The sequence below is a fragment of the Curtobacterium sp. BRB10 genome, assembly GCF_031844325.1.
Lineage (GTDB): Bacteria > Actinomycetota > Actinomycetes > Actinomycetales > Microbacteriaceae > Curtobacterium > Curtobacterium poinsettiae_A.
Map to the genome: position 1 here is coordinate 337,864 of NZ_JAUZVA010000002.1, position 25,228 is coordinate 363,091.

Here is a 25,228-nt window from a genome sequence, read left to right on the forward strand (position 1 = left end):
CCCCGGTCCCACAAGTTCGGAGTCATCGTGTTCAGAGCGGTCGCGCGCATCATGCGCACCCCTGATCTTCGCAAGAAGATCGGCTTCACCCTCGCGATCATCGCGCTGTTCCGTCTCGGGTCGTACATCCCGGCACCGTTCGTCGACTACGCCGCCGTGCAGAGCTGTCTCGCCAGCGCGTCGTCCTCCGGCGGCCTCTACGACCTGATCAACCTCTTCTCCGGCGGCGCGCTGCTGAAGCTCTCGGTCTTCGCGCTCGGCATCATGCCGTACATCACCTCGTCGATCATCGTGCAGCTCCTGCGTGTGGTCATCCCGCACTTCGACACCCTCTACAAGGAGGGCCAGTCCGGCCAGGCGAAGCTCACGCAGTACACGCGTTACCTCACGATCGCGCTCGGTGTCCTGCAGTCCACGACCTTGATCACGGTGGCCCGCTCCGGCGCGCTGTTCGGCACCAACGCCTCCGCATCGTGCACGTCGATCATCTCGAACGACAGCTGGTACGCCATCATGCTGATGGTCGTCACGCTGACCGCCGGTACCGGCCTCATCATGTGGATGGGCGAGCTCGTCACCGAGCGCGGTATCGGCAACGGCATGTCGCTCCTGATCTTCACGTCGATCGCGGCGCAGTTCCCGTCGGCGCTCTGGGCGATCGAGCAGTCGCAGTCGTTCGAGCTGTTCCTGTTCGTGATCCTGGTCGGACTCGTGATCATGATGGCCGTCGTGTTCGTCGAGCAGTCACAGCGGCGGATCCCGGTGCAGTACGCCAAGCGCATGGTCGGGCGGCGGACGTACGGCGGCAACAACACCTACATCCCGATCAAGGTGAACATGGCCGGTGTCGTGCCCGTCATCTTCGCCTCGTCGCTGCTGTACCTGCCGGCCCTGATCGCGCAGTTCAACCAGCCGTCGGACGGCTCCGAGCCCGCCGCATGGGTGACCTGGATCCAGAACAACCTGACCTCGGGTGACAACTGGTTCTACATGGTCCTGTACTTCCTGCTCATCGTCGGGTTCACGTACTTCTACGTGGCGATCACCTTCAACCCCGAAGAGGTCGCCGACAACATGAAGAAGTACGGCGGGTTCATCCCCGGCATCCGTGCCGGTCGTCCGACCGCCGAGTACCTCGACTACGTCCTCACCCGGGTGACGCTGCCCGGCTCGCTCTACCTCGGTCTCATCGCGCTCATCCCGCTGGCAGCACTGGCGCTGTTCGGCGCGAACCAGAACTTCCCGTTCGGTGGCGCGAGCATCCTGATCATCGTCGGTGTCGGTCTCGAGACCGTGAAGCAGATCGACTCGCAGCTGCAGCAGCGTCACTACGAAGGGCTTCTCCGTTGAGCGCACGTCTCATCATCGTCGGACCTCCCGGAGCCGGGAAGGGCACCCAGGCCGGCCGCATCGCCGATTCCCTCGGGATCCCTGCGATCTCGACCGGGGACATCTTCCGCAAGAACGTGGCAGAGGGCACGCCCCTCGGTGTGCAGGCGAAGGCGATCATGGACGCCGGTGACTACGTCCCGGACTCCCTGACGAACGAGCTCGTGAAGTCCCGCCTGCAGGAGCCCGACGCCGAGCACGGCTTCCTGCTGGACGGCTACCCGCGTACGGTCGGCCAGGTCGAGTACCTCGACGCACTGCTCGCCGAGCAGGGCACCGGGATCGACGCCGTGGTGCAGCTCGTCGCCGACCAGGACGAGCTCGTCGGTCGCCTGCTCAAGCGCGCGGAGGACCAGGGCCGCAGCGACGACAACGAGGAGACGATCCGTCGTCGCCAGCAGGTGTACGTCGAGCAGACGGCGCCCATCGTGGCGGCGTACGGCGAGCGTGGCCTCGTGGTCGACGTCGACGGCCTCGGCGCCATCGACGAGGTCGGCGACCGCATCCAGGCCGCGCTGGCGGGCCGCGGGCTCTCCGCGACCGTCTGACCAGCGTGGTGCGGTTCAAGAAGCCCTCGATCTACAAGACTCCGGACGAGCTCCGGGCGATGGTCCGGCCGGGCCTGCTGACCGCCGAGGCGCTCGACGCGGTCCGTGCAGCGATCCGACCGGGCATCACCACCGGCGAACTCGACGCGATCGCGGAGCGCACCATCCGTGACGGCGGCGGGGTCCCGAACTTCCAGCTCGTGCCCGGCTACCGCCACACGCTGTGCGTGTCGGTGAACGACGAGATCGTGCACGGGATCCCCGGTGACCGCGTGCTCGCGCCCGGTGACATCGTGTCGGTGGACGCCGGCGCCGAGGTCGACGGCTGGAACGGCGACAGCGCGTTCACGACCGTCGTGCCCGGTGGCGACGCAGCGGTCACCGCGGCCCGGCAGACGCTCTGCGACACGACGGAGCGGTCGCTGTGGCACGGCATCGCCGCGCTCGCCCACGCGACGAACCTGCACGAGGTCGGCTCCGCCGTGGAGGACGCGATCGACGAGACCGGGGCGTGGGGCATCGTCGAGGACTACACCGGCCACGGCATCGGCCGGTCGATGCACGAGGACCCGCCGGTCTTCAACTACCGCGTCCGTGGTGCCGGCCCTGCGGTCAAGCCGGGGCTGGTGGTCGCCATCGAACCCATGGTCACGGCCGGCACGATCGACAGCTCGACGGACGACGACGACTGGACCGTCCGCACCCTCGACGGCTCCGACGCCGCGCACTGGGAGCACAGCGTGGCAGTGCACGCGGGCGGTGTCTGGGTGCTCACGGCCGCCGACGGCGGCGCTCGGGGCCTGGCCCCGCTGGGTGTGACGCCCGTCCCGATCCCGTAGGACGGGCCTCCAGTCCGCATGCGGTGCCCACGCTGGCTCGCACGATGCGACGGCCAGGAGGCCCGGCTGACGTCCGCCGCGTCGATCACGTCGCGCGGATCCACCGGACCAGTGCCGGGCGCACGCCGTGGCGTCGCGTCAGTTGCCGACGGAGCAGGTCTCCTCGGAGGCGCTCTGCCCGGTGATCGACGAGGGCAGCGGCGTCGCCGATGCGGTCGGCGTCCGCGTGGCGGCCGCGCTCGGCGTCGCTGACGGCGTGCCGGCGGACGACGAGGTCCCGGTTCCACCAGAGGAGCCGGACGACCCCGAGGAGCCGGACGACCCGGCGCCGCTCGACGTCCCGCCGCTCGACGGCGACTCCTCGGACGCGCGACCGGTGCTCGAGTCGCTCAGCGAGGACCGGACGTCGTTCTGCAGCGCCACGTTCAGGGTGTGGGCCGTCTCCTGGTCGACGATCACCCGGGCGCTGTCGGCCGGGTCGTCGGCAACCGGGTACTGCACGAAGAGCATGTTGGCCGTGCTCATCCCGCGCAGCGCCGCGGCGAGCTTGACCAGGGTGCCGGTCTGGGCCAGGCCGTCGGACAGCGTCATGTTGGACAGGGCGGCGCCCGCCAGCTTGTAGAGCGTGATGGGGTTCGAGAGCGTGCCGTCCGAGGTGACCTTGCGGAGGAGCGCCGACAGGAACACCTGCTGCGAGCTGATGCGGGCGAGGTCGCTGCCGTCGCCCACCCCGTGGCGAGTGCGCAGGAAGGCCAGGGCGTCCGAGCCCTCGAGGGAGTGCGAGCCCGTCGTCAGGTGCAGGCCGGTGAACGTGTCGTCGATCGGCTCGGCGACGCAGACGTCCACGCCGCCGAGGGCGTTCGACATCTCGATCACGCCGTCGAAGGTGATGAGCCCGGCGTAGGGGATGCTCAGACCGGTCAGGTTCTCGACGGTGTCCACGACGCAGGAGACGCCGCCGTTGCCGAGTGCGGTGTTGAACATCGCCGAGGTGGACGCGGGGTAGGTCGTGCCGGTCGCGGGGTTCGTGCAGGCCGGGATGGGGACCATCAGGTCCCTGGGGAAGCTGACCGCGGTGAGCTGCTGGTGGTCCGCCGAGATGTGGATGAGCATCGTGACGTCGTTCCGGGCGCCCTCGACGTCCTCGTCGGAGTCGAACTGGCCGACCCGGGTGTCGCTGCCGATGAGCAGGATGTTCGCCCCGCCCTTGATCGCCGAGATGTCCGCGGTCTTGGCGGTGCTCTGGTCGTCGGTGCTCAGCGCGACGGTCTGCGGCGCGGTGGCGAGCTGCGCCCCGGCGATCGCGGCGACGCTCGTGCCGCTGACGAGCAGGACGGCCACGGCGGAGGCGACGACGGTGACGAGCGTGCCCCAGCCCCGGCGACGGGCCTGCTTGCCGTGGCTGGCGAAGGGGCGTCGGGTGGCGTCGGGCACGTGTTCTCCGTTCGGTGGTCCGGCGCGAGCTGCTGGTGCGACGGACGTGGCTGCGGAGCAAAACTACGGTTCGCGCGCAAGCGCGCGCCCGGAGCGCGCCGTCAAACCACTGTGGAACGCTCAGGCACGGCTCCGGAAGCCCCAGACGTGGGGTGTTCCGCGCCCCCACTTGGCAATTGCGGGTTTACCACATAAGATCGATCTTTGGTGTGTCATGCCCTCTCGGGTGTGGCGACCGACCCGCAGACCGGTTCGGGGATCACACCTGTTCCACAACCAAGCGACAGTGAGGCTATGGCCAAGAAAGACGGCGTCATCGAGATCGAAGGCTCGGTGCTCGAAGCTCTGCCCAACGCGATGTTCCGCGTTGAGCTGACGAACGGACACAAGGTCCTCGCGCACATCTCCGGGAAGATGCGCCAGCACTACATCCGCATCCTCCCCGAGGACCGCGTGATCGTGGAGCTGAGCCCGTACGACCTGACCCGCGGCCGGATCGTCTACCGCTACAAGTGATCCGCGAGCTGGAAAGGAACGGCACGGCAATCCTGCCGAGCACGAAGCCAGCGAGCACGAGGAAAGAACCATGAAGGTCAACCCCAGCGTCAAGCCCATCTGCGAACACTGCCGTGTGATTCGCCGCAAGGGCCGCGTCATGGTGATCTGCAAGAGCAACCCGCGTCACAAGCAGCGCCAGGGCTAGTCCCGGGCGCGTGACCGGCGCCGACGGTGTCCATCGGACACCAGGCTGCTCGAGCACGACCCACAACTGAAGATCGACAACGCAGTACCAGAACCCGGTCGCACGACGGCCGGGGGACACCTCGGGGCGGAGGCCCGAGCACCGGTACTGCGCCACACCTCCATCGACAACAGGAGCAGCCATCACATGGCACGTCTAGCAGGCGTCGACATCCCGCGCGAGAAGCGCGTGGAGATCGCACTCACGTACATCTACGGCGTCGGCCGTACCCGCGCCGTCCAGGCACTGACGGAGACCGGTATCTCCGGTGACATCCGCGTCAAGGACCTGACCGACGACCAGCTCGTCGCCCTCCGTGACTTCATCGAGGGCAACTTCAAGGTCGAGGGTGACCTCCGCCGTGAGGTCGCCGCCGACATCCGCCGCAAGGTCGAGATCGGCAGCTACGAGGGTCTTCGCCACCGTCGTGGTCTCCCGGTGCGCGGTCAGCGCACCAAGACCAACGCTCGTACCCGCAAGGGACCGAAGCGCACCGTGGCAGGCAAGAAGAAGGCTCGATAGGAGACCCCGATGGCTACCCCCAAGACTGCCGCGCGCAAGCCGCGCCGCAAGGAGAAGAAGAACGTCGCCGTGGGCCAGGCCCACATCAAGAGCACGTTCAACAACACGATCGTCAGCATCACCGACCCGTCGGGTGCCGTCCTCAGCTGGGCGTCCTCGGGTGCCGTGGGCTTCAAGGGTTCGCGCAAGTCGACGCCGTTCGCGGCGCAGCTCGCCGCCGAGTCCGCTGCGCGTCAGGCGCAGGAGCACGGCGTCAAGAAGGTCGACGTCTTCGTGAAGGGCCCGGGTTCGGGTCGCGAGACCGCGATCCGCTCCCTCCAGGCCGCTGGCCTCGAGGTCGGCTCGATCAACGACGTCACGCCGCAGGCGCACAACGGGTGCCGCCCGCCCAAGCGCCGTCGCGTCTGACGCGAGGAGCAACCGGCCGCGCCCTGCTCGTCCCCTGACCGGATCCGTTCCGGCGAGGGCGGGCAGGGCCCGCGGCCATTCCTGGTCGTTCGATCGCGCACGTGTGTGCGCGTGATCACAACTCAACAGACCCGTCGGGGCCCATGCGGCCCCGTCGTACCGCCAAGTGTCATATAGCGGACACTTCGCCGAAAGGAATCCCACAGTGCTCATTGCACAGCGCCCCACCCTGACCGAGGAGCCGATCTCCGAGCACCGCTCGCGCTTCGTCATCGAGCCGCTCGAGCCGGGCTTCGGTTACACCCTCGGCAACTCGCTGCGCCGCACGCTCCTCTCCTCGATCCCCGGCGCGGCTGTCACCAGCATCCGCATCGACGGCGTCCTCCACGAGTTCAGCACCGTTCCCGGTGTCAAGGAAGACGTCACCGAGATCATCCTCAACATCAAGAGCCTGGTCGTCTCCAGCGAGCACGACGAGCCCATCACGGCGTACCTGCGCAAGCAGGGTGCCGGTCAGGTCACCGCAGCGGACATCTCCGCTCCGGCCGGCGTCGAGATCCACAACCCGGAACTCGTCATCGCGACCCTGAACGACACCGCACGCTTCGAGCTCGAGCTCACGATCGAGCGTGGCCGTGGCTACGTCTCGGCGACGCAGAACCGTTCCGAGTTCAGCGAAGCCGGTCAGATCCCGATCGACTCGATCTACTCGCCGGTCCTCAAGGTCACCTACCGCGTCGAGGCGACGCGTGCCGGTGAGCGCACGGACTTCGACCGCCTGGTCGTCGACGTCGAAGCGAAGCCGGCCATCACGCCGCGTGACGCCATCGCGTCGGCTGGTCGCACGCTGGTCGAGCTGTTCGGGCTCGCTCGCGAGCTCAACACGGCGGCCGAGGGCATCGAGATCGGCCCCGCGCCGGTCGACGCCGTGCTCTCGAACGAACTGCAGACCCCGATCGAGGACCTCGACCTGTCGGTCCGCAGCTACAACTGCCTGAAGCGGGAGGGCATCAACACGGTGTCCGAGCTCGTCGCCCTCTCGGAGACGCAGCTCATGAACATCCGCAACTTCGGTCAGAAGTCGGTGGACGAGGTCAAGGACAAGCTCACCGAGCTCGGCCTGTCCCTCAAGGACACCGTCCCCGGATTCGACGGCGCCCACTTCTACAGCGGGTACGACGAGGACGAGTCCAACAACTGACCTCGCGCTCACGCGCACGCGCGCTGACACCGCGCGCACCACTTTCACCACTGGAGAACTGACATGCCGAAGCCCACCAAGGGCCCCCGCCTCGGTGGCGGTCCCGCCCACGAGCGCCTGCTCCTGAGCAACCTCGCCAACGCCCTCTTCACGCACGGTCGCATCACGACCACCGAGACGAAGGCCAAGCGCCTCCGCCCGGTCGCCGAGCGTCTCATCACGTTCGCGAAGCGCGGCGACCTGCACGCGCGTCGTCGTGTGATCAGCATCCTGCGCGACAAGTCCGTCGTGCACACGCTGTTCACCGAGATCGCCCCCCAGGTCGAGGACCGCCAGGGCGGTTACACCCGCATCACGAAGCTCGGCTTCCGCAAGGGCGACAACGCCCCGCTGGCGTCGATCGAGCTCGTCCTCGAGCCCGTCTCGAGCACGCCCGCTCCGGTCAAGCGCAACTCGGCTCCGGCCGCTGCTGCCGCCCCGGTCGACGAGCCCGCCGCTGACGAGACCACCGAGGAGGCCCCGGTCGAGGAGACCGAGACCACCGAGGAGTCCGCACCGGTCGAGACCGAGTCCGAGACCGAGGCTGCTGCCGAGGTCGAGGCCGACGCCGCCGAGAAGTCGGACGACGCCGACACCAAGTAGTCCGGTGCCCTCCGGGGCGCTGCACCACCACGAGGAAGCCCCCGCGACCCAGGTCGCGGGGGCTTCCTCGTGTTCGCAGAGCGGACGGCAGCTGCGGCGTGCCGCGTACGGTGGCCGATCATCAGGACAGGGAAGGAAGTCATGGCGTTCCAGCACGTTGCGGGTCTGGGGACCCGGGTCTGGCGGTGGAGCCGGACCTCGGGCACGCAGCCGCGCCTGCTGCACGCCGGCAAGGCCGCGGCCGCTGCGGTGATCGCCTGGTTCGTGGCGCAGCACATCCCGGGCGTCGCGGCCGAGTACCCGTACTACGCACCACTCGGCGCCGTCGTCGCGATGCAGACCACGGTGTTCGCGGGCATCCGGAGCGGTGTGCAGACCCTGGTCGGGATCGCCCTCGGCATCCTCATCGCCGCGTTCACGATGTGGATCGGCGACCCGGGCTTCCTCGCGATCGCGCTCGCGGTCGGCGTCGGTGTCCTGGTCGGCGGGTTCCGCGTGCTGGGCGAGGGCAGCTCGTGGGTGTCCACCGCGGCGCTCTTCGTCCTGCTCGTCGGCGGCGCGCACGCCGAGGGCTACTCGCTCGGGTACCTCGTGCAGATGGCCGTGGGTGTCGTCGTCGGGCTGCTCGTCAACTTCCTGGTGTTCCCGCCGCTGCACTTCTGGGATGCCGAACACCGCATCGACACGGTCAACGGCGTGCTGGCGGACCACCTCGACGGTCTGGCCACCGTGCTCGAGGAGGGCAAGCGCGACGAGAAGGCGTGGGACCACCAGCAGGACCGTCTGGACCGTGCGATCGCGGACGTGCGGTCGCGGGTGGCGATCGCGCACGAGAGTCGTCGGCTCAACCCCCGTGGTGCGCTGCGCGGGTCCCGAGCGCGGCTGCAGAAGGACGGTGGACGCTTCCGTGCACTGGAGCGGGTCGCCTGGTACACGACCGACCTCACCGAACTCGTGGCACGCTCCGGCCCGGTGTCCGAGGGCGTCGGTCGTCCGGATCCGGCGTTCGCCACCCCCATCGCCGAGGCACTGCGGCAGATCGCCAGCACGATCCGTGGCGACTCCCCGGAGGACCAGGCCGAAGAGGCCATCGCACGACTCGAGCGCGCGCTCGACGCATCACGTGAGAACCCCTCGCACGTCGCGGTCACCTCGGCCGCGCTCGTCGCACTGCGCGGGATCGTCGAGTCGGAACGACGGGCCACCGACGACCTCGACACCCGGACCGGTCCGTCGGCGTTCGGTCGTCCGCGCGGCTGAGTGACCGGCACGTGCGCGGTCGTCCGTAGACTCGCCCTCGTGACCGACCGCCCCCGCATCGCCGTCCTCGGTCCGATCACCGTGGACGACGCCGACGGCGCTCCGACCGCGGTGCCGGGGGCGCTCGCCAGGGTGTTCCTGACAGCGCTCGTGCTCGCACGCGGCAACGCGCTGACGAGCGAGTCCCTGATCGAGGACCTGTGGCCGAACGAACGGCCGCGCGGTGCGCGAGCTGCACTGCAGGCGCTCGTCTCGCGACTGCGCCGGGGAGTCGCGGACGGCATCGTCGTGTCCACGAGCACCGGGTACGCGCTCGGTGGCGGTCCGGACGACATCGATCTGTTCCGAGCCGAACAGGCACTCGGCAACGGTGACCGCGCGGCCGTCTCCGCCGCACTGGGCCTCTGGCGCGGTGACCCCGGGGCGGACGTCGACGGGGAGCCGGGCACGGCGCTGGCCGACCGGGCGAACGCCGTCCGCCGCGGGCTCCGACGGGCGCTCGGCGCCGCTCTTTCCGACGACGGACACGCGGACGAGGCAGCCGAGGTGTGGGCAGCCGAGTCGCTCGCGAACCCCTTCGACGAGGTCGCAGCAGCCGGGGCGATGCGCTCCCTCGCCGCAGCGGGCCGAACCACTGAGGCGCTCACCGTGTTCGCGGCGCACCGGGACCGTCTCGCCGACGAACTCGGCGCCGACCCGTCGGCAGACCTGGTCCGTCTGAACGCCGACCTGCTGCGTCGGTCCGACGTGGCCGCCGGCACTGCGCGGCGCATCGGACTGCGGGCGGCGCCGAACGCGTTGGTCGGGCGACAGGACGACCTGGCCGCCGTGGGCGACCAGCTCTCGAAGAGCCGGCTGGTCACGATCCTCGGTGCCGGCGGACTCGGCAAGACCCGCCTGGCGCAGGCGGTCGCAGCCGCCCTGCCGCCGACGACCGGGGTCGTGGTCTTCGAGCTGGCGCCGCTCACCGCGGCGGAGGACATCGTCCCAGCGCTCGCCGCGCTGCTCGGGATCGGGGAGTTCCGATCGACCCGGTCGCTCCGGGACGCCGTCGCCGCGGACCTCGGATCGCGGGTCGTCCACGCCCTGGCCGACGGTCCCACCGTGCTCGTGCTCGACAACTGCGAGCACCTGGTCGCCGAGGTCGCGACCTTCGCAGCCGACCTGCTCGCGACGGTGCCGCAGCTCCGGATCCTCACGACCTCGCGGGCACCGCTGGCGATCGCCGGCGAGGTCGTGGCCCCCCTGGCACCCCTGCCGGTCGCCGCGGACGGCGCCGCCGTGCGCCTGTTCACCGAGCGGGCGCGGGCGGCGCGTCCGGGCGCGGTGCTGCCCGTGGACGCCGTTCGCCGGATCTGCACGCGGCTGGACGGATCGCCCCTGGCGATCGAACTCGCGGCCGCGCGGATCCGTGGCATGAGCACCGAGGAGATCGAGCGCCGACTCGACGACCGGTTCGCGCTGCTCCGCGGCGGCGACCGGAGTGCTCCCGAGCGGCACCGCACCCTCCTCGCGGTGATCGAGTGGAGCTGGCGATTGCTGAACGACGGTGCGCAGAACCTGCTGACCCGTCTCGCGCTGTTCCCGGACGGGCTGGCGGTCGACGCCGTCGAGTCGGTGACGCTGCCCGGACGCCGCGGAGAGGCGCTCGACGACCTCGCCGAGCTGGTCGAACAGTCCCTCGTGCAGCTGGTCGAGCACGTGGGCGAACCGGTGCGGTACCGGCTGCTCGAGACGGTCCGCGAGTTCGGAGCCGCACGGCTCCGGGATGCCGGGGCGACCGAGGACGTGCGGTCCGCCATGATCCGGTGGGGTCGCGGCTTCACCGCCGCCCGCAACCTGCTGACCATCACGGGCGAGCCGCAGCTCGAGTGCTTCCGGCAGGTCGGACGTGAGGCGGACAACATCGTCACGCTGTTGCGCTGGAGCCTGCGCGCCGGCGACGCATCCGCGGTCGCGCACCTCTTCGCCGCGCTCGCCGGGTACTGGTCGCTCCGAGGTGCGCACGGCGAGGTCGTCGCCCTCGGCCCGGACGTCGTGCCGCTGCTGGGCGGCACCGTCCCAGCGCCGGAGGACCGCAACGCCGTGGTGGTGGGCCTCGTCGTCGCCGGGGCGTCTGCCGCGTTCGGCGACCGGCGGACGGCTGCCCTCGCCGTGTCGGCCCTGCGGCGGGTGTCCGCCGGCGGCAGCACCGGGTACGCGGTCCTCGACGCACAGGCCGCGCTGGTGCTGACCCTTGGCCGGCCTGCCGACGGCAGTGCCCTGCTGGCCCGCCTGCGCGAGGACCCGGAGCCCGGGGTGGCGTGCCTGGCGAACATGCTCAGTGCGCCGCTGGCCGAGAACGACGGTGACACGGCCGTCGCCCTGCGGTACGCCCACCGCGCCGAAGCGCTCGCACGGATCAGCAACGACGCGTGGACCGCTGGGTCGATCGCCGTCACCGTCACGCAGCTGCTCGCACAGACCGGGCGCCACTCCGAGGCGTTGGCGGCCGCCGAGGCCGCGCGGGAGCAACTCGAACGGTTCGGCGCCGACGACGACCTGTACGAGATCGGATGGACGGTCGGGCTCTGCGCGGCGACGACCGGCGACGTGGCACGCGCCAGGGCCGTCGCCGACGACCTGCGGCAGCGGCCGTCGGAGGGCCGTGGCGGGTTCGACGGCGACCGGATGCAGATCGGCGTCCTCGCGACGGCGATCGCCGCCGAGTGCGCCCGGTACGAGGGCGACCTCGACGAGGCGGCGGCCGCATACGCCGCCGCCTGGGACGCGATCGCCCCGATCCGGAAGGAGACGCCGCACTGGAGCCTGATGGCGGGCGTGGCGCGGATCGCGGCTGCTGACGAGGCGGCGGTGAGCCGGACCGCCGGGAGCGCCCCGGGCCTCCCGGCCACCGATGTGGCGGTCGCGAGACGCCTGCGGGTCGGTGCGCTCGTGATGCTGCGCCTGCACCCGTGGTGGCTCGACCTCCCGGTCATCGGGACCACCCTGCTCGGGCTGGCGCTCGCCGCAGTCCGGACCGGTCAGTCGGAGTTCGCTGCGCAGGCGTGGGGGGTGACTGCTCGGCTCGGGTCTCGGCAGGACTTCGGGGTGCTCGCGCACACCCGCATGCGGCCGTTGCTGGTGACCGCGCTCGGCGACGCGGCCGTGAAGGACGCCGAGACGGCCTCGGCCGGTTGGGACCGGGCCGAGGCCGTCTCGCGGGCGCGGGCGCTGCTCGAGCAGCTGCGCTTCAGCGACCACTGATCGTGCGGTTCAGGCCTTCCGCATGTAGGCGCGGACCGTCAGGGGCGCGAACACCGCGACGATCACCGCCGCACCGAGCAGGCTGATCCACAGGTCGACGCCCACCGTGCCCTGGTTGACCAGGTCACGGACCGCGGTGATCAGGTGCGAGATCGGGTTGACCTCGGAGAACCAGCGCAACCAATCCGGCAGGGTGTCGGCTGGCACGAACGCGTTCGACAGGAACGTCAGCGGGAACAGCACCATGTTCGAGATGCCGGAGACACTCGACGCCGTCCGGGCGACCACACCGAAGTAGGCGAAGATCCAGCTGATCGCCCAGGCGACCACGATCACGAGCAGCCCGGCGAGGACCACCGCGCCGAAGCCCCCGGCCGGACGGAGCCCCATGACGATCCCGACCGTGAAGGTGATGGCGGTCGCGATCGCGTACCGCACGGTGTCGGCCAGCAGGGCGCCGGCGAGCGGGGCGATCCGTGCGATCGGCAGGGACTTGAAGCGGTCGAACACGCCCTTGTCCATGTCCTCGCGGAGCTGGACGCCCGTCACGATCGACGACGTGATGTTCGTCTGCACGAGGATGCCGGGGATGATGATCGGCAGGTAGCTCGCCACGTCGCCGGCGATCGCTCCGCCGAAGATGTACGTGAACATCACGGTGAAGATGATCGGCATCAAGGTGACGTCGAACAGCTGCTCGGGGGTACGCCGGACCTTGATCAGGCCTCGGTAGGCCATCGTGAGCGACTGACGGACCGTGGCTCCGAGCCCGGTCGAGCCGACGCCGGGGCGGGGGGTGACCCGCGGACCCGAGGTCCCCGTGGTGGTGATGGTGGTCATGCGATGCTCCCTTCGAGCTCGTGGTGGGCGTCGTCATCGGTGTGTGCGGGCGCGCCGGTGATGGTCAGGAAGACCTCGTCGAGCGTCGGCTTCTGCACGCTCATCTCGGCGAGCGAGACACCGGCCTGCCGGAACGACAGGAGCAGGTCGGTCACCCGGTCGGGGTCCGCCATCGGAGCGGTGAGGCGCGATCCCTCGGGGCTGACGACCGCGTCGACGCCGAGCGTGTTCCGGACGATGCCGCGTGCCGTGTCGAGGAGGAGCGAGTCGGCGAGGCGGAGCTGCAACGATGCCGTGCCGATGCTCGACTTCAGCTCGTCGCTCGTGCCCTCGGCGACGACCCTGCCGTGGTCGATCACCGCGATGCGGTCGGCGAGCTGGTCCGCCTCGTCGAGGTACTGCGTCGTGAGCAGGACGGTCGAACCGGTCGCCACGAGTTCGCGGATCGTGTCCCACATCTGCGCCCTGGTGCGGGGGTCGAGGCCGGTCGTCGGCTCGTCGAGGAAGATCAGGGGCGGTTGTGCGATCAGGCTCGCGGCGAGGTCCAGCCGACGACGCATGCCGCCGGAGAACCCCTTGAGTGGCCGGGACGCGGCCTCGGTCAGCCCGAAGCGCTCCAGCAGCTCGACGGCCTTCCGCTTCGAGTCCGCGCGGGACAGCCCGAGCAGGCGGGCGAAGACCACCAGGTTCTCGGTCGCGCTGAGCGTCTCGTCGACGCTGGCGTACTGCCCCGTCACGCCGATCAGGGTCCGGACGGTCTGTGCCTCTCGGCGGACGTCGTGCCCGAAGATCCGAGCCTCGCCGCCGTCCGCCTTGAGCAAGGTCGCGAGCATGGAGATGGTGGTGGTCTTGCCGGCGCCGTTGGGACCGAGCACGCCGTAGACCGTGCCGGCCTCCACGCGGAGGTCGACACCGTCCACGGCCCGGTTCGAGCCGAACGTCTTCACGAGGCCGGTGGCCTCCACCGCGAGCGGTGTCGTGGTCATCGCGGGGTCCTTTCGTCGATGTCGTGGACGATGCTGCCGCGGGGCGCTCACGCGGCACTGACGTGGCGCTGACATCGCTACCGTGGTCGTGTGAGTGAGACGGTGCGGCTGCGACTGGACATCGCCTACGACGGGGCGGCGTTCTCCGGGTGGGCCCGGCAGCCCGGGCTCCGGACCGTGCAGGGTGCCCTCGAGGCCGCACTCGCCACCGTGTTCACCCGCTGGGGTGAACCGCCGTTGCTCACCGTCGCCGGACGCACCGACGCCGGGGTGCACGCCACCGGGCAGGTCGCGCACCTGGACCTGTCGGCCGAGCAGTGGGCAGCGCTCACCGCCAAGCGCGGGTCGGGCAGGTCACCGCTCGACGGGCTGCTCAAGCGGGTCAACGGCATCGCGGCACCCGAGGGGGACGTCGTCGTGACCGGTGCCTCGGTGGCACCCGCGGGGTTCGACGCCCGGTTCTCCCCGCTGTGGCGCCGGTACGAGTACCGGGTCGCGGACGCCGACGCCCCGCGCGATCCACGTCGTCGTGGGCACACGGTCTGGCACGCGGCGCGGCTCGACCCGGCAGCGATGGAGCGCGGTGCGCTGACGCTGCTCGGGCTGCACGACTTCGCGACGTTCTGCAAGCCGCGCGAGGGGGCGACGACCATCCGGACGTTGCAGCAGTTCCGCTGGGACCGCGAGCCGGACGGCGTGCTGGTGGCGCGCCTCCAGGCCGACGCCTTCTGCCACTCGATGGTGCGGGCCATGGTCGGCGCGACCATCGCCGTCGGCGAGGGCCGCTTCGGCCCGGACCGCCTCGAGGAACTGCGCGTCGCCGAGGAACGCACGAGCGCCTTCAAGACGGCGCCGGCGAAGGGACTGACCCTGACCGAGGTGGGCTACCCGGCCGACGCCGAGCTCGCGGAGCGGGCGGAACAGACCCGGGCCAGACGGTCGGTGGACGGTACCGTCGAGGGATGAGCCCGCGCGAACCCCGTTCCGTCGTGTCCGTCGCCCCCGGAGTCGTCTTCGTCGAGGGCCCCGTGTCCAACTGGGTGGTGCTGGCGGAGGAGGACGGCGTCGCGCTGATCGACGCCGGCTACCCGGCCGACACCGACCTCGTGCTCGACACCGTGCGCGCCGCCGGACACGACCCCGCAGACCTCCGTCGCGTCTACGTGACGCACGGACACGTCGACCACGTCGGCGGCATCCCCGGGATCCTCGAGCGGTACCCCGACGTCGAAGTGCTCGCCCACGCCGACGAGCTCGCCAACGTGCGCGGGCCGGAGCGGCAGCAGGTCACCCCGGCGGAGATCGGCGGCCGGCTCGCCAGCCCCCGCGTGCTCGCCTGGCTGGCGCGGGCGATCCGCTCCAACGCCCTCCGACCCACCACCGTGCCGTCCGCTCGCGCGTTCACCGGTGCGGACTTCGCGGGTCGGGCGATCGCGCCGTTCCCGGCCGTCGGCCACACCGACGGCTCGACGGCCTACCTGCTGCCCGCAGCGGACGCGATCGTCACCGGCGACGCGGTCGTCAGTCGGCACGACACCCAGCCCGGGTCGTGGGCCCCGCGGCCGCGGATGATCACGCCGTTCTTCACCGCCGATCAGGACCTGGCGCTCGAGTCAGCACGGGCGCTGCCGTTCCCGGCCCTCGTGCTGCCGGGACACGGACCGGCCGTCCGACGCGTGGGTGGGGCCTGGCTGCCGATCGGCTGATGGCGCCTGAGGCGATCGGCTCATGCCGGCCGATCGGTTGCGCCGCGGAACGCGGTCGGCTCTTGTTGCCGAGCGCAATCATTTACCTCGACGCAACCTGAATGTCCCCGCAGGTCGGTAGCGTGCCGACATGGCCAACACCCTCGGGCGCACTCTGCTGTGCGCCACGGCGGCCGCGACGCTCCTCGCGGCCCCACTCGTCACCGTCACCGCAGCGACCGCGAACCCCGAGGGGACCGACCTCGTCATCGAGGAGGCCTACCTGAAGGCGGGGAGCAAGGGCGCGTTCTACAACGAGAAGTTCGTCGAGATCGGCAACCCGACCGACGCCGCCGTGTCACTCGACGGGTGGTCGCTGCAGTACCGGTCCGCCACGGGCACCGGCACCTTCTCGGCCAGTACGCTCCAGGGCACCGTGCCGGCGAAGGGCACATTCCTGGTGTCGATGGCGGGCAACGGCGGGGCCACCGCGGCCGGCGAGGACCTGCCCGCCGCCGACGACACCGCGACGCTCAACCCCTCGGGCACCACGGGCACGCTCGTCCTGTCCGACGCCACGGCACCCCTGTCGCTCGCCGCCGGACCCGTCACCACCGGCACCGACGGGGTGGTCGACCTGCTCGGCTACGGCGCCTCGAACACGTTCGAGTCGGCCGTGCGCACCGTGACCGGGGACAACTCCGTCCCGAACGGCCTGGTCCGCCAGGGCACCACGGACACCGACGTCAACGGTGCGGACTTCTCCGTGACGACGACGCTCACCCCGCGGAACGCCGCGGGCGAGACGACGGCACCGACCGAACCCACGGACCCGACCGACCCGGGTGACGGCGGGACCCCCGCGCCCGGCACCCCCGCCGAGACCGTGACCATCGCCCAGCTGCAGGGCACCACGGACACCTCGCCGTACGCCGGAAAGAACGTCACGACCGACGGCGTCGTCACCGCGGTGTACGGCACCGGCGGCTTCAACGGCTACACGATCCAGACCCCCGGCACCGGCGGCGCCATCGACCTCGGTGCCCACACCGCGTCCGACGCGGTGTTCGTCTTCTCGTCGGCCACCGCCGGCCTGGTGCACGAGGGCGACCACGTGCGGGTCACCGGTGCCGTGTCCGAGTACTTCGGCCTGACCGAGCTCACGGTGTCCGGGGCCTCGTCGCTGCAGCAGCTGGACGACACCGTCGCGGCACCGCAGCCGGCCGCGGTCGCGTTCCCGTCGTCCGACACCCAGCGCGAGTCGCTCGAGAGCATGCTCGTCGCTCCTCAGGGGGCGTACACCGTCGCCGACAACTACACGACGAACCAGTACGGCGAGGTCGTGCTCGCCAGCGGCACGAAGCGCCTGATCCAGCCGACCGAGGTCGGCCGACCGGGCAGCGCCGAGGCGAAGGCCGCCGAGGCCGACAACGCCGCGCGCAAGGTCACGCTCGACGACGGCGCGAGCACCAACTTCCTCACCCAGGCGAACCAGGGCATCCCGGTGTCGTGGCTCACCCAGGGCCCGGTCACGGTCGGGGCCGCCGCCACCTTCACCGAGCCGGTCGTCCTCGACTACCGCAACAACGGGTGGAAGTTCCAGCCGACCGCGCCGATCACGGGTGCGACCCCGGCCGCCGCGCTGCCGGCGTCGTTCTCGAAGGTGCGCCAGCCGGCACCGCAGGACGTCGGTGGCGACCTGAAGCTCGCCGGCTTCAACGTGCTCAACTACTTCCCGACCACGGGCGACGAGCTCACCGGCTGCAAGTACTACACGGACCGTGCCGGAGACCCCGTCACGGTGAACTCCGGCTGCGACGCCCGCGGCGCCGCCGAGCAGGAGGACTTCCTGCGCCAGCAGGTCAAGATCGTCAAGGCCATCAACGGCCTGGACGCCGACGTCGTCTCGCTCGAGGAGATCGAGAACTCCGTCCGCTTCGGTCAGGACCGCGACGCCGCCGTGGCCACCCTGGTCGACGCGCTCAACGCCGCCACCGGCCAGGACACCTGGGCCTACGCGAAGTCCCCGGCCGTCGTGCCCGCGAGCGAGGACGTCATCCGCCTCGCCCTGATCTACAAGAAGGACCGCGTCGAGCCCGTCGGCGAGTCGACGATCCTGCTCGACGACGCGTTCACGAACGCCCGCCAGCCCGTCGCGGACGCGTTCCGCCCGGTCGGCGGCACCGCGGACGACGACTTCCTGGTGATCGCGAACCACTTCAAGTCCAAGGGCTCCGGCACCGGCGAGAACGCCGACCAGGGCGACGGGCAGGGGGCGTCGAACGCCGACCGCGTCGAGCAGGCGAAGGCCCTGGTGACGTTCTCCACCGACATGCAGGAGCAGTACGGCACCGACAAGGTGTTCATGCTCGGCGACTTCAACGCCTACAGCAAGGAGGACCCGGTGGTGGTCCTCGACGAGGCCGGCTACACCGACCTCGGCCCGGCGCTCGACAGCACCGAGTACTCGTACGTGTTCTCCGGCCTGAGCGGCTCGCTCGACCACGTGTTCGCGTCGGAGGCCGCGCTCGAGACGGTCACGGGCGTGGACATCTGGAACATCAACTCGGTCGAGTCGGTGGGCCTGGAGTACAGCCGCTACAACTACAACGCGACGAACCTGTACACCGACGACGTGTACCGGGCGAGCGACCACGATCCGATCCTGGTCGGGTTCGACCTCGACGCCGCGGGCACCGACCCGACGCCGACCCCGACCCCGACCCCGACCCCGACCCCGACGCCGACCCCGACCCCGACCCCGACCCCGACCCCGACGCCGGTGCCGCCGGTCGACGGGATCACTCCGCCGGTCGTTCCGGTGGCGCCGTCGGGGTCGCTGTTGACGGAGGCGAGTCGTGGTGGGGTGTCGGCTCCGGCGACCGCGCGTGCGGGGGAGACGATCACGGTGACGGTGGGGACGGCGTCTGCCGGTGACACGGTCGACGTGTGGTTGTTCTCGGAGCCGACGCTGATCGGGACGGCGGTGGTGGCTGCTGATGGGACGGTTCGGGTGACGATCCCGGCGGACACGGCGGTTGGTGTGCACCGGTTGGCGGTGACGGCTGCGGACGGGAGTCTGATCGGGTGGACCCCGATCACGATCACCGTGGATGGGCAGCTCGCGTTCACGGGTGCTGCGGGGATGGGTGCTGGTGCGTTGGTGGCGTTCCTGTTGCTCGCGGCGGGTGCGGGTGTGCTGGTCGTGCGTCGCCGACGTCGGACGGTGGCTGCGGAGTAGTCCCCACGTCGCGCGTCGGGGCGACGAGTGTGCAGAAGACGTCGGGTTCGCGGTGCGGACCCGACGTCTTCTGCTCACCGGGTGCAGTGGGCTGGGCCCAGGGGCGGACGGGAGGCGCGGTGCGGGGCCGCCCCGCGCCTCCAGGCCGGCAGTCGCCCGCGTTTGACCGACGTGCCCCGCGTCGGCTAGGCTCTCACCTTGGTCTGTGCGCCCCGCGCGCGGACAGTCAGATGAGCCCTCCAACCGAGGTGTTCCCCGCGCTTCTGCTCGTGGAACTCCCGCCCGGAGTGGGATTCACGGACTCCTCACCTCGACACGAAAGCAGCACTCCTGTGACTCGCACGTTCTCACCGAAGCCGGCAGACGTCCAGCACGACTGGATCGTCATCGACGCCACCGACGTCGTCCTCGGCCGTCTCGCCACCCACGCCGCGGCGCTCCTGCGCGGCAAGCACAAGGCCACCTTCGCCCAGCACATGGACATGGGTGACTTCGTCATCATCGTGAACGCCGACAAGGTCGCCCTGACCGGTTCGAAGCTCGCGAAGAAGGTCTACTACCGTCACTCGGGTTACCCGGGCGGCCTGACGGCGACCTCCTACCCGGAGATGCTCGAGAAGCACCCCACCCGCGCCGTCGAGAAGGCGATCCGCGGCATGCTGCCGAAGAACACCCTCGGCCGCGAGCAGCTCAAGAAGCTGAAGGTCTACGCCGGCGCGGAGCACCCGCACGCCGCGCAGCAGCCCAAGCCGTACATCTTCGACCAGGTCGCACAGTAGTTCCGGCCACGACGACTTCAAGGACATAGAGAAACTCATGGCTCAGATCGCTGATTCCCTCGACCAGACCCCGGAGAGCTTCACCACGGAGAGCGCACCCGCCGCTGCCGAGGCCGCTCCCCGTCAGATCCTCAACGTCTCCGGCGGTGCCGTCGGGCGCCGCAAGGAGGCCATCGCGCGTGTCCGGCTCGTCCCGGGCTCCGGCACGTTCGTCGTGAACGGCCGCACGCTCGAGGACTACTTCCCGAACAAGCTGCACCAGCAGCTCATCAACGACCCCTTCAAGGTGCTCGAGCTCCTCGGCTCGTACGACGTCGTCGCCCGCATCACCGGTGGTGGCCCCTCGGGTCAGGCCGGCGCGCTCCGCCTCGCCATCGCCCGCACCCTGAACGAGATCGACCGCGAGAACAACCGCGCGACCCTCAAGAAGGCCGGCTTCCTCACCCGTGACGCCCGCGTCATCGAGCGCAAGAAGGCCGGTCTCAAGAAGGCCCGCAAGGCTTCGCAGTTCTCGAAGCGCTAGTCGTCACCGGCTGAAGATCGCCATGCCGCGTCTGTTCGGTACCGACGGGGTTCGTGGTCTCGCCAACGGCGAGCTGACGGCCGCGCTCGCACTGGGTCTTGCCCAGGCGAGCGCGGCCGTCCTCACACACGGACACCATGCCGACGCCCGCCGGGCGTCGGGTCGACCGCGCCCACGCGCGGTCCTCGCGCGGGACCCGCGCGTCTCCGGCGAGTTCCTCGGTGCCGCCGTCGCGGCCGGACTCGCCTCGGCCGGCGTCGACGTGCTCGACGCCGGGGTCATCCCCACCCCCGCCGCGGCGTTCCTCGTCGCGGACATCGACGCCGACTTCGGCGTGATGATCTCCGCATCGCACAACCCCGCTCCCGACAACGGGATCAAGTTCTTCGCCACAGGTGGCCGCAAGCTGCCGGACGAGGTCGAGGACCGCATCGAAGCGGCCATGCACGACCACTCCGCGCCCACCCCCACCGGCATCGACGTCGGGCGCATCTCGCGGTTCGCCGACGCCGAGGACCGCTACGTCGTGCACCTGCTCGGCACGTTGCCGCACCGGCTCGCTGGGCTCCACGTAGTGCTCGACTGCGCCAACGGTGCTGCCGCCGGCGTCTCGCCCGAGGTCTTCGTCAACGCGGGTGCCCGCGTGACGCTCATCGGCGCCGACCCCGACGGCTGGAACATCAACGACGGCGTCGGTTCGACCCACATCGACAACCTCGCCCGCGCGGTGCTCGAGCACGGCGCCGACGTCGGCATCGCGCACGACGGCGACGCGGACCGCTGCCTGGCGGTCGACGCCGCGGGCAACGCGATCGACGGCGACCAGATCATGGCGATCCTCGCGCTGTCCCTGCAGGAGCGCGGCCGCCTGAAGGACGACACCCTCGTCGCGACGGTCATGTCGAACCTCGGGCTGAAGCGCGCCATGGCCGACGCGGGCATCACCGTGATCGAGGCCGGCGTGGGCGACCGCTACGTGCTCGAGAAGATGACCGAGGGCGACTACTCCATCGGCGGCGAGCAGTCGGGCCACATCATCTTCAACGAGTTCGCCACGACGGGTGACGGCATCCTGACCGGGCTCCACCTGGTGGCCGAGATGGCCCGGACCGGGAAGTCGTTGCAGGAGCTCGCCTCGTGCATGACCGTGTTCCCGCAGGTACTGCTCAACGTCCGCGGCGTCGATCGGCACGGGCTCGCCGACCAGGGCGTGCAGGACGCCATCGCCGCCGCCAGCGAGGCGCTCGGGGACAGCGGCCGCGTGCTGCTCCGTCCGTCGGGCACCGAGCCGGTCGTGCGCGTGATGGTCGAGGCCGCTTCGCAGGACGATGCCCAGCGCATCGCCGAGGAGCTCGCCGCCGTCGTGCAGGACCGCCTGGCGCTCGACGCCGCGTAGGCGTTTCGCCGCAAAACACCGGTGTTCGCCGGTTGAACACGCGCAGACCGCGGTTCAGCTCGCGAACACCGGTGTTTTGCGCTGCCCTACCGCTAGATCTTGCGGAGCAGGACCGAGTTCACCTTGTGGTTCGCGCCCTTCTTCAGCACCAGCGTGGCGCGGGAGCGCGTGGGCAGCACGTTCTCGATCAGGTTCGGCTCGTTGATCGCCCGCCAGACCTCGGTCGCCGTCCGTACCGCGTCCTCTCGCGAGAGCGAGGCGAACCGGTGGAAGAACGAGTCGGGGCTCGAGAACGCTTCTTCCTGCAGGGCGAGGAACCGGTCGACGTACCAGGACTCGATGTCCTTCGTCTTCGCGTCCACGTAGATCGTGAAGTCGAACAGGTCGGACAGCGCGAGCCTGCCGTGCACCGGGGGCGCCAGCACGTTGAGGCCCTCGACGATGAGCACGTCGGGCTGCCGGACGACGATCTCGGCATCGGGCACGATGTCGTAGACCAGGTGCGAGTAGTACGGCGCGCGGACCTCGGTCGCCCCGCTCTTCACCTGGCTCACGAAGCGCAGCAGGGAGCGGCGGTCGTACGACTCCGGGAAGCCCTTGCGGTCCATGATCCCGCGGCGCTCCAGCTCGGCGTTCGGGTACAGGAAGCCGTCGGTCGTCACGAGCTCCACACGAGGGGTGTCCGGCCAGCGCTTCGTCAGCTCGCGCAGCAGGCGGGCGACGGTGGACTTGCCGACCGCGACGGAGCCCGCGACGCCGATGACGAACGGCGTGCGCCCGGCGCGCTCACCGAGGAACCGGCTCGTCTCGGCGTGCAGGTTGCGCGCACCGGCGGCGTAGAGCGTGAGCAGGCGGGACAGGGGCAGGTAGACCTCCTGCACCTCCTGCATGTCCAACCGGTCACCGAGACCGCGCAGCTGCACGATCTCGGTCTCGGTGAGCGACAGGTGCTCCTTCGGGGCGAGCTGGGACCACTCGTCGCGCGGGATCTCCACGAACGGGGTCGGGTGCGCGACGGCGGTCTCCGAGAACGGCATGGGATCGAGCGTACAGACGGGAGGCCCGTGGCACGTGAGCCGACCGGCTCACGTGCCACGGGCCTCCCGTCCAGTGCTCGGTGCGCGTCCGCAGGACGCGACGCGTCAGGCGGGGAGGGCCGCCTCGATGGCGGCGACGACCTCGGGGGCGTCGGGCTTCGTGGTGGGGCGGAACCGCGTGACGGTGCCGTCGGGGGCGATGAGGAACTTCTCGAAGTTCCAGGCGACCCGGCCGGCCTTGCCGTCGGCGTCCGGGGTCTCCTTGAGGGCCTGGTAGAGCGGGTGGGCGCTCTTGCCGTTGACCTTGACCTTCTCGGACATCGGGAACGTCACGCCCCACGTGGTGGAGCAGTACTCGTCGATCGCCTCGGACGAGCCGAGCTCCTGCAGGAACTGGTTGCTCGGGAAGCCCAGCACCGTGAACCCGCGGGGGCCGTACTGCTTCTGCAGGGCCTCGAGCTGCTCGTACTGTGGGGCGAGGCCGCACCGGGAAGCGACGTTCACGACCAGTACGGCCTTGTCGGCGTAGGCGCCGAACGTGGTGTCCTCGCCGTGCAGCGTGGTGATGGCGATGTCGTCGAAGCGTCCCATGGCCGAAACGTTATCCCCACCCCCGGGACTTCGCAGGGTCGGCGTCCAGGCAGACCGTAGGATCGGTTCCATGTGTGGAATCGTCGGCTACGTCGGCAGCAACAGCAGCCAGGACGTCCTCCTCGGTGGCCTCCGTCGCCTCGAGTACCGCGGCTACGACTCGGCGGGCATCGCCGTCGTCGACCCAGCCGGAGACCTCGTGTCGGCCAAGAAGGCCGGCAAGCTCCAGGCCCTGGTCGACGAGCTCGAGTCGTCGCCGATCCCGGACGGCACGACGGGCATCGGGCACACCCGCTGGGCGACGCACGGCGGACCGACGGACGGCAACGCCCACCCGCACCTGGCCGACGGCGACAAGCTCGCCCTCATCCACAACGGCATCATCGAGAACTTCTCCGAGCTCCGCGCCGAACTGCAGGCCGAGGGCATCGAGTTCCGCAGCGAGACCGACTCCGAGGTCGCCGCGCACCTGGTCGGACGCGCCTTCCGCGAGACCGGCGACCTGACCGCCGCCATGCAGCAGGCCGTGCAGCGGCTCGAGGGGGCCTTCACGCTCCTCGTCGTGCACGCCGACCAGCCCGGCGTCGTCGTCGGTGCCCGCCGCAACTCGCCCCTGGTGGTCGGGCTCGGCGACGGTGAGAACTTCATGGGCTCGGACGTCGCCGCGTTCGTCGCCTACACGCAGCGCGCGCTGTCGATCGGGCAGGACGAGATCGCCACGATCCGCCCCGACGGCGTCGACGTCATCCACTTCGACGGCACCCCGGCCACGCCGAGCGAGTTCGAGGTCAACTGGGACGCGTCCGCCGCCGACAAGGGCGGCTGGAGCTCGTTCATGGCGAAGGAGATCAGCGAGGAGCCCGAGGCCGTCGCGAAGACGATCCTCGGTCGCGTCCACGACGGCGCCGTCACGCTGACCGACCTCGACCCGATCGCCGAGCGCCTGGCGACCGTCGACCGCGTCATCGTGATCGCCTGCGGCACCGCCGCCTACGCCGGCATCCTGGGCAAGTACGCCATCGAGCAGTGGGCCCGTGTGCCGGTCGAGGTCGAGCTCGCCCACGAGTTCCGGTACCGCGACCCGGTGCTGAACGAGCGCACCCTGGTCGTCTCGATCAGCCAGTCCGGCGAGACCATGGACACGCTCATGGCCGTCAAGTACGCCCGCGAGCAGGGCGCGCAGGTCCTGTCGATCTGCAACACCCAGGGCGCCACGATCCCCCGTGAGTCCGACGCCGTGATCTACACGCACGCCGGGCCCGAGGTCGCCGTCGCGTCGACCAAGGCCTTCATCGCCCAGGGCGTCGCGCTCTACCTGCTCGGGCTGCACCTGGCGACGCTGCGCGGCACGCTCACCACCGAGCAGATCGCCGAGCAGGTCGCCGAGCTCGAGGGGCTCGCCCCGAAGCTGCAGCAGACGATCGAGGACGCCGCCGGCATCAAGGACCTGGCCCGCTGGATGGCGGACACCCGGAGCGTGCTGTTCCTCGGCCGCCACGTCGGCTACCCGATCGCGCTCGAGGGGGCCCTCAAGCTCAAGGAGCTCGCGTACATCCACGCCGAGGGCTTCGCCGCCGGTGAGCTCAAGCACGGCCCGATCGCCCTGATCGAGCCTGGCCAGATCGTCTTCGTCATCGTGCCGTCGCCGCGCGACCCCCGATCGCTGCACCCGAAGGTCGTCTCGAACATCCAGGAGATCCGCGCCCGCGGTGCCCGGGTGATCGCGATCGCCGAAGAGGGCGACGCCGCGGTGCTGCCCTTCGCCGACGAGGTCCTGCGGATCCCGCTGGCGACCCCGCTGTTCGAGCCGCTGCTCGCCGTGGCACCGCTGCACATGTTCGGCATGGAGCTCGCCGCCGCCAAGGGCCTCGACGTGGACCAGCCACGCAACCTCGCGAAGTCGGTCACCGTCGAGTAGT

General features: G+C 70.5%; 23 protein-coding genes. 18 read left to right on the top strand and 5 right to left on the bottom strand.

Annotated elements, in window-relative coordinates:
• Nucleotides 1-27: 27 nt before the first annotated feature.
• The 3 genes from secY to map are packed head-to-tail and all read left to right on the top strand — an operon-like array spanning nucleotide 28 to nucleotide 2,776.
• On the top strand, nucleotides 28-1,350 hold the full coding sequence (gene secY / locus Q9R26_RS05505; protein ID WP_027466722.1) for a preprotein translocase subunit SecY: 1,323 nt from the start codon (nucleotides 28-30) through the stop codon (nucleotides 1,348-1,350).
• Nucleotides 1,347-1,937, top strand: a complete 591-nt coding sequence (locus tag Q9R26_RS05510) for an adenylate kinase (protein ID WP_209134957.1) — start codon at nucleotides 1,347-1,349, stop codon at nucleotides 1,935-1,937. Before secY ends, Q9R26_RS05510 begins: the two co-directional genes overlap by 4 nt.
• 5 nt (nucleotides 1,938-1,942) lie before the next feature.
• Nucleotides 1,943-2,776 (top strand): type I methionyl aminopeptidase, encoded by an 834-nt coding sequence (map, locus tag Q9R26_RS05515; RefSeq protein ID WP_371830597.1) that lies wholly within the window; start codon nucleotides 1,943-1,945, stop codon nucleotides 2,774-2,776.
• A 138-nt stretch (nucleotides 2,777-2,914) separates the two neighbouring features.
• Here map and Q9R26_RS05520 read toward each other — a convergent pair whose 3' ends face one another.
• Nucleotides 2,915-4,210, bottom strand: coding sequence for an LCP family protein (locus Q9R26_RS05520; protein ID WP_209134958.1), 1,296 nt, complete (start codon nucleotides 4,208-4,210; stop codon nucleotides 2,915-2,917).
• A 294-nt stretch (nucleotides 4,211-4,504) separates the two neighbouring features.
• Here Q9R26_RS05520 and infA point away from each other — a divergent pair, with 294 nt between their 5' ends.
• The 8 genes from infA to Q9R26_RS05560 all read left to right on the top strand — a co-directional run bounded on the left by infA (nucleotide 4,505) and on the right by Q9R26_RS05560 (nucleotide 12,231).
• Complete coding sequence (gene infA, locus Q9R26_RS05525; RefSeq protein WP_017885509.1) at nucleotides 4,505-4,726, top strand: translation initiation factor IF-1; 222 nt, start codon at nucleotides 4,505-4,507, stop codon at nucleotides 4,724-4,726.
• A 70-nt stretch (nucleotides 4,727-4,796) separates the two neighbouring features.
• The gene (gene rpmJ, locus Q9R26_RS05530; RefSeq protein WP_022903266.1) at nucleotides 4,797-4,913 is read left to right on the top strand and encodes a 50S ribosomal protein L36; all 117 of its coding nucleotides are present in this window, start codon (nucleotides 4,797-4,799) and stop codon (nucleotides 4,911-4,913) included.
• Between the two features lie 186 nt (nucleotides 4,914-5,099).
• Nucleotides 5,100-5,474, top strand: coding sequence for a 30S ribosomal protein S13 (gene rpsM, locus Q9R26_RS05535; protein WP_017885508.1), 375 nt, complete (start codon nucleotides 5,100-5,102; stop codon nucleotides 5,472-5,474).
• Nucleotides 5,475-5,483: 9 nt separating this feature from the next.
• Nucleotides 5,484-5,882 (top strand): 30S ribosomal protein S11, encoded by a 399-nt coding sequence (gene rpsK / locus Q9R26_RS05540; RefSeq protein WP_017885507.1) that lies wholly within the window; start codon nucleotides 5,484-5,486, stop codon nucleotides 5,880-5,882.
• Nucleotides 5,883-6,087: 205 nt separating this feature from the next.
• Entirely contained in the window at nucleotides 6,088-7,083 is a 996-nt protein-coding gene (locus Q9R26_RS05545; RefSeq protein ID WP_017885506.1) for a DNA-directed RNA polymerase subunit alpha, read from the top strand.
• 63 nt (nucleotides 7,084-7,146) lie between these two features.
• Nucleotides 7,147-7,725 (top strand): 50S ribosomal protein L17, encoded by a 579-nt coding sequence (rplQ, locus tag Q9R26_RS05550; protein ID WP_071245471.1) that lies wholly within the window; start codon nucleotides 7,147-7,149, stop codon nucleotides 7,723-7,725.
• A 141-nt stretch (nucleotides 7,726-7,866) separates the two neighbouring features.
• Complete coding sequence (locus Q9R26_RS05555) at nucleotides 7,867-8,985, top strand: aromatic acid exporter family protein (RefSeq protein WP_182064354.1); 1,119 nt, start codon at nucleotides 7,867-7,869, stop codon at nucleotides 8,983-8,985.
• 39 nt (nucleotides 8,986-9,024) lie between these two features.
• Complete coding sequence (locus Q9R26_RS05560; protein ID WP_209134961.1) at nucleotides 9,025-12,231, top strand: BTAD domain-containing putative transcriptional regulator; 3,207 nt, start codon at nucleotides 9,025-9,027, stop codon at nucleotides 12,229-12,231.
• Between the two features lie 9 nt (nucleotides 12,232-12,240).
• Here Q9R26_RS05560 and Q9R26_RS05565 read toward each other — a convergent pair whose 3' ends face one another.
• Together Q9R26_RS05565 and Q9R26_RS05570 are read right to left on the bottom strand one after the other, a co-directional pair.
• Nucleotides 12,241-13,071, bottom strand: coding sequence for an ABC transporter permease (locus tag Q9R26_RS05565; protein WP_259578948.1), 831 nt, complete (start codon nucleotides 13,069-13,071; stop codon nucleotides 12,241-12,243).
• Nucleotides 13,068-14,057 (bottom strand): ATP-binding cassette domain-containing protein, encoded by a 990-nt coding sequence (locus tag Q9R26_RS05570; RefSeq protein WP_259578950.1) that lies wholly within the window; start codon nucleotides 14,055-14,057, stop codon nucleotides 13,068-13,070. The genes Q9R26_RS05565 and Q9R26_RS05570 overlap by 4 nt, the downstream gene beginning before the upstream one ends.
• Before the next feature lie 90 nt (nucleotides 14,058-14,147).
• On the opposite strand from Q9R26_RS05570, the gene truA reads away from it, so the two are divergent.
• The 6 genes from truA to glmM all read left to right on the top strand — a co-directional run bounded on the left by truA (nucleotide 14,148) and on the right by glmM (nucleotide 21,681).
• Nucleotides 14,148-15,023 carry a tRNA pseudouridine(38-40) synthase TruA gene (truA, locus tag Q9R26_RS05575; protein ID WP_259578953.1) on the top strand — a complete coding sequence of 292 codons (876 nt, stop codon included), beginning with the start codon at nucleotides 14,148-14,150 and terminating at the stop codon, nucleotides 15,021-15,023.
• Nucleotides 15,020-15,763: an MBL fold metallo-hydrolase gene (locus Q9R26_RS05580; RefSeq protein WP_311226748.1), complete on the top strand. Its 744-nt coding sequence runs from the start codon at nucleotides 15,020-15,022 to the stop codon at nucleotides 15,761-15,763. Before truA ends, Q9R26_RS05580 begins: the two co-directional genes overlap by 4 nt.
• A gap of 130 nt (nucleotides 15,764-15,893) precedes the next feature.
• On the top strand, nucleotides 15,894-18,983 hold the full coding sequence (locus Q9R26_RS05585; protein WP_311226749.1) for an ExeM/NucH family extracellular endonuclease: 3,090 nt from the start codon (nucleotides 15,894-15,896) through the stop codon (nucleotides 18,981-18,983).
• A gap of 332 nt (nucleotides 18,984-19,315) precedes the next feature.
• Complete coding sequence (rplM, locus tag Q9R26_RS05590) at nucleotides 19,316-19,762, top strand: 50S ribosomal protein L13 (protein WP_027466717.1); 447 nt, start codon at nucleotides 19,316-19,318, stop codon at nucleotides 19,760-19,762.
• A gap of 37 nt (nucleotides 19,763-19,799) precedes the next feature.
• Nucleotides 19,800-20,285, top strand: coding sequence for a 30S ribosomal protein S9 (rpsI, locus tag Q9R26_RS05595; protein ID WP_027466716.1), 486 nt, complete (start codon nucleotides 19,800-19,802; stop codon nucleotides 20,283-20,285).
• Between the two features lie 22 nt (nucleotides 20,286-20,307).
• On the top strand, nucleotides 20,308-21,681 hold the full coding sequence (gene glmM / locus Q9R26_RS05600) for a phosphoglucosamine mutase (protein ID WP_259578963.1): 1,374 nt from the start codon (nucleotides 20,308-20,310) through the stop codon (nucleotides 21,679-21,681).
• Nucleotides 21,682-21,773: 92 nt separating this feature from the next.
• On the opposite strand, the gene coaA is transcribed toward glmM, so the two are convergent.
• Entirely contained in the window at nucleotides 21,774-22,718 is a 945-nt protein-coding gene (coaA, locus tag Q9R26_RS05605) for a type I pantothenate kinase (protein WP_027466714.1), read from the bottom strand.
• Between the two features lie 105 nt (nucleotides 22,719-22,823).
• Entirely contained in the window at nucleotides 22,824-23,309 is a 486-nt protein-coding gene (locus tag Q9R26_RS05610; protein ID WP_182065709.1) for a glutathione peroxidase, read from the bottom strand.
• Between the two features lie 70 nt (nucleotides 23,310-23,379).
• Here Q9R26_RS05610 and glmS point away from each other — a divergent pair, with 70 nt between their 5' ends.
• The gene (gene glmS, locus Q9R26_RS05615) at nucleotides 23,380-25,227 is read left to right on the top strand and encodes a glutamine--fructose-6-phosphate transaminase (isomerizing) (protein WP_311226750.1); all 1,848 of its coding nucleotides are present in this window, start codon (nucleotides 23,380-23,382) and stop codon (nucleotides 25,225-25,227) included.
• The last annotated feature ends 1 nt before the right edge of the window (nucleotide 25,228 follow it).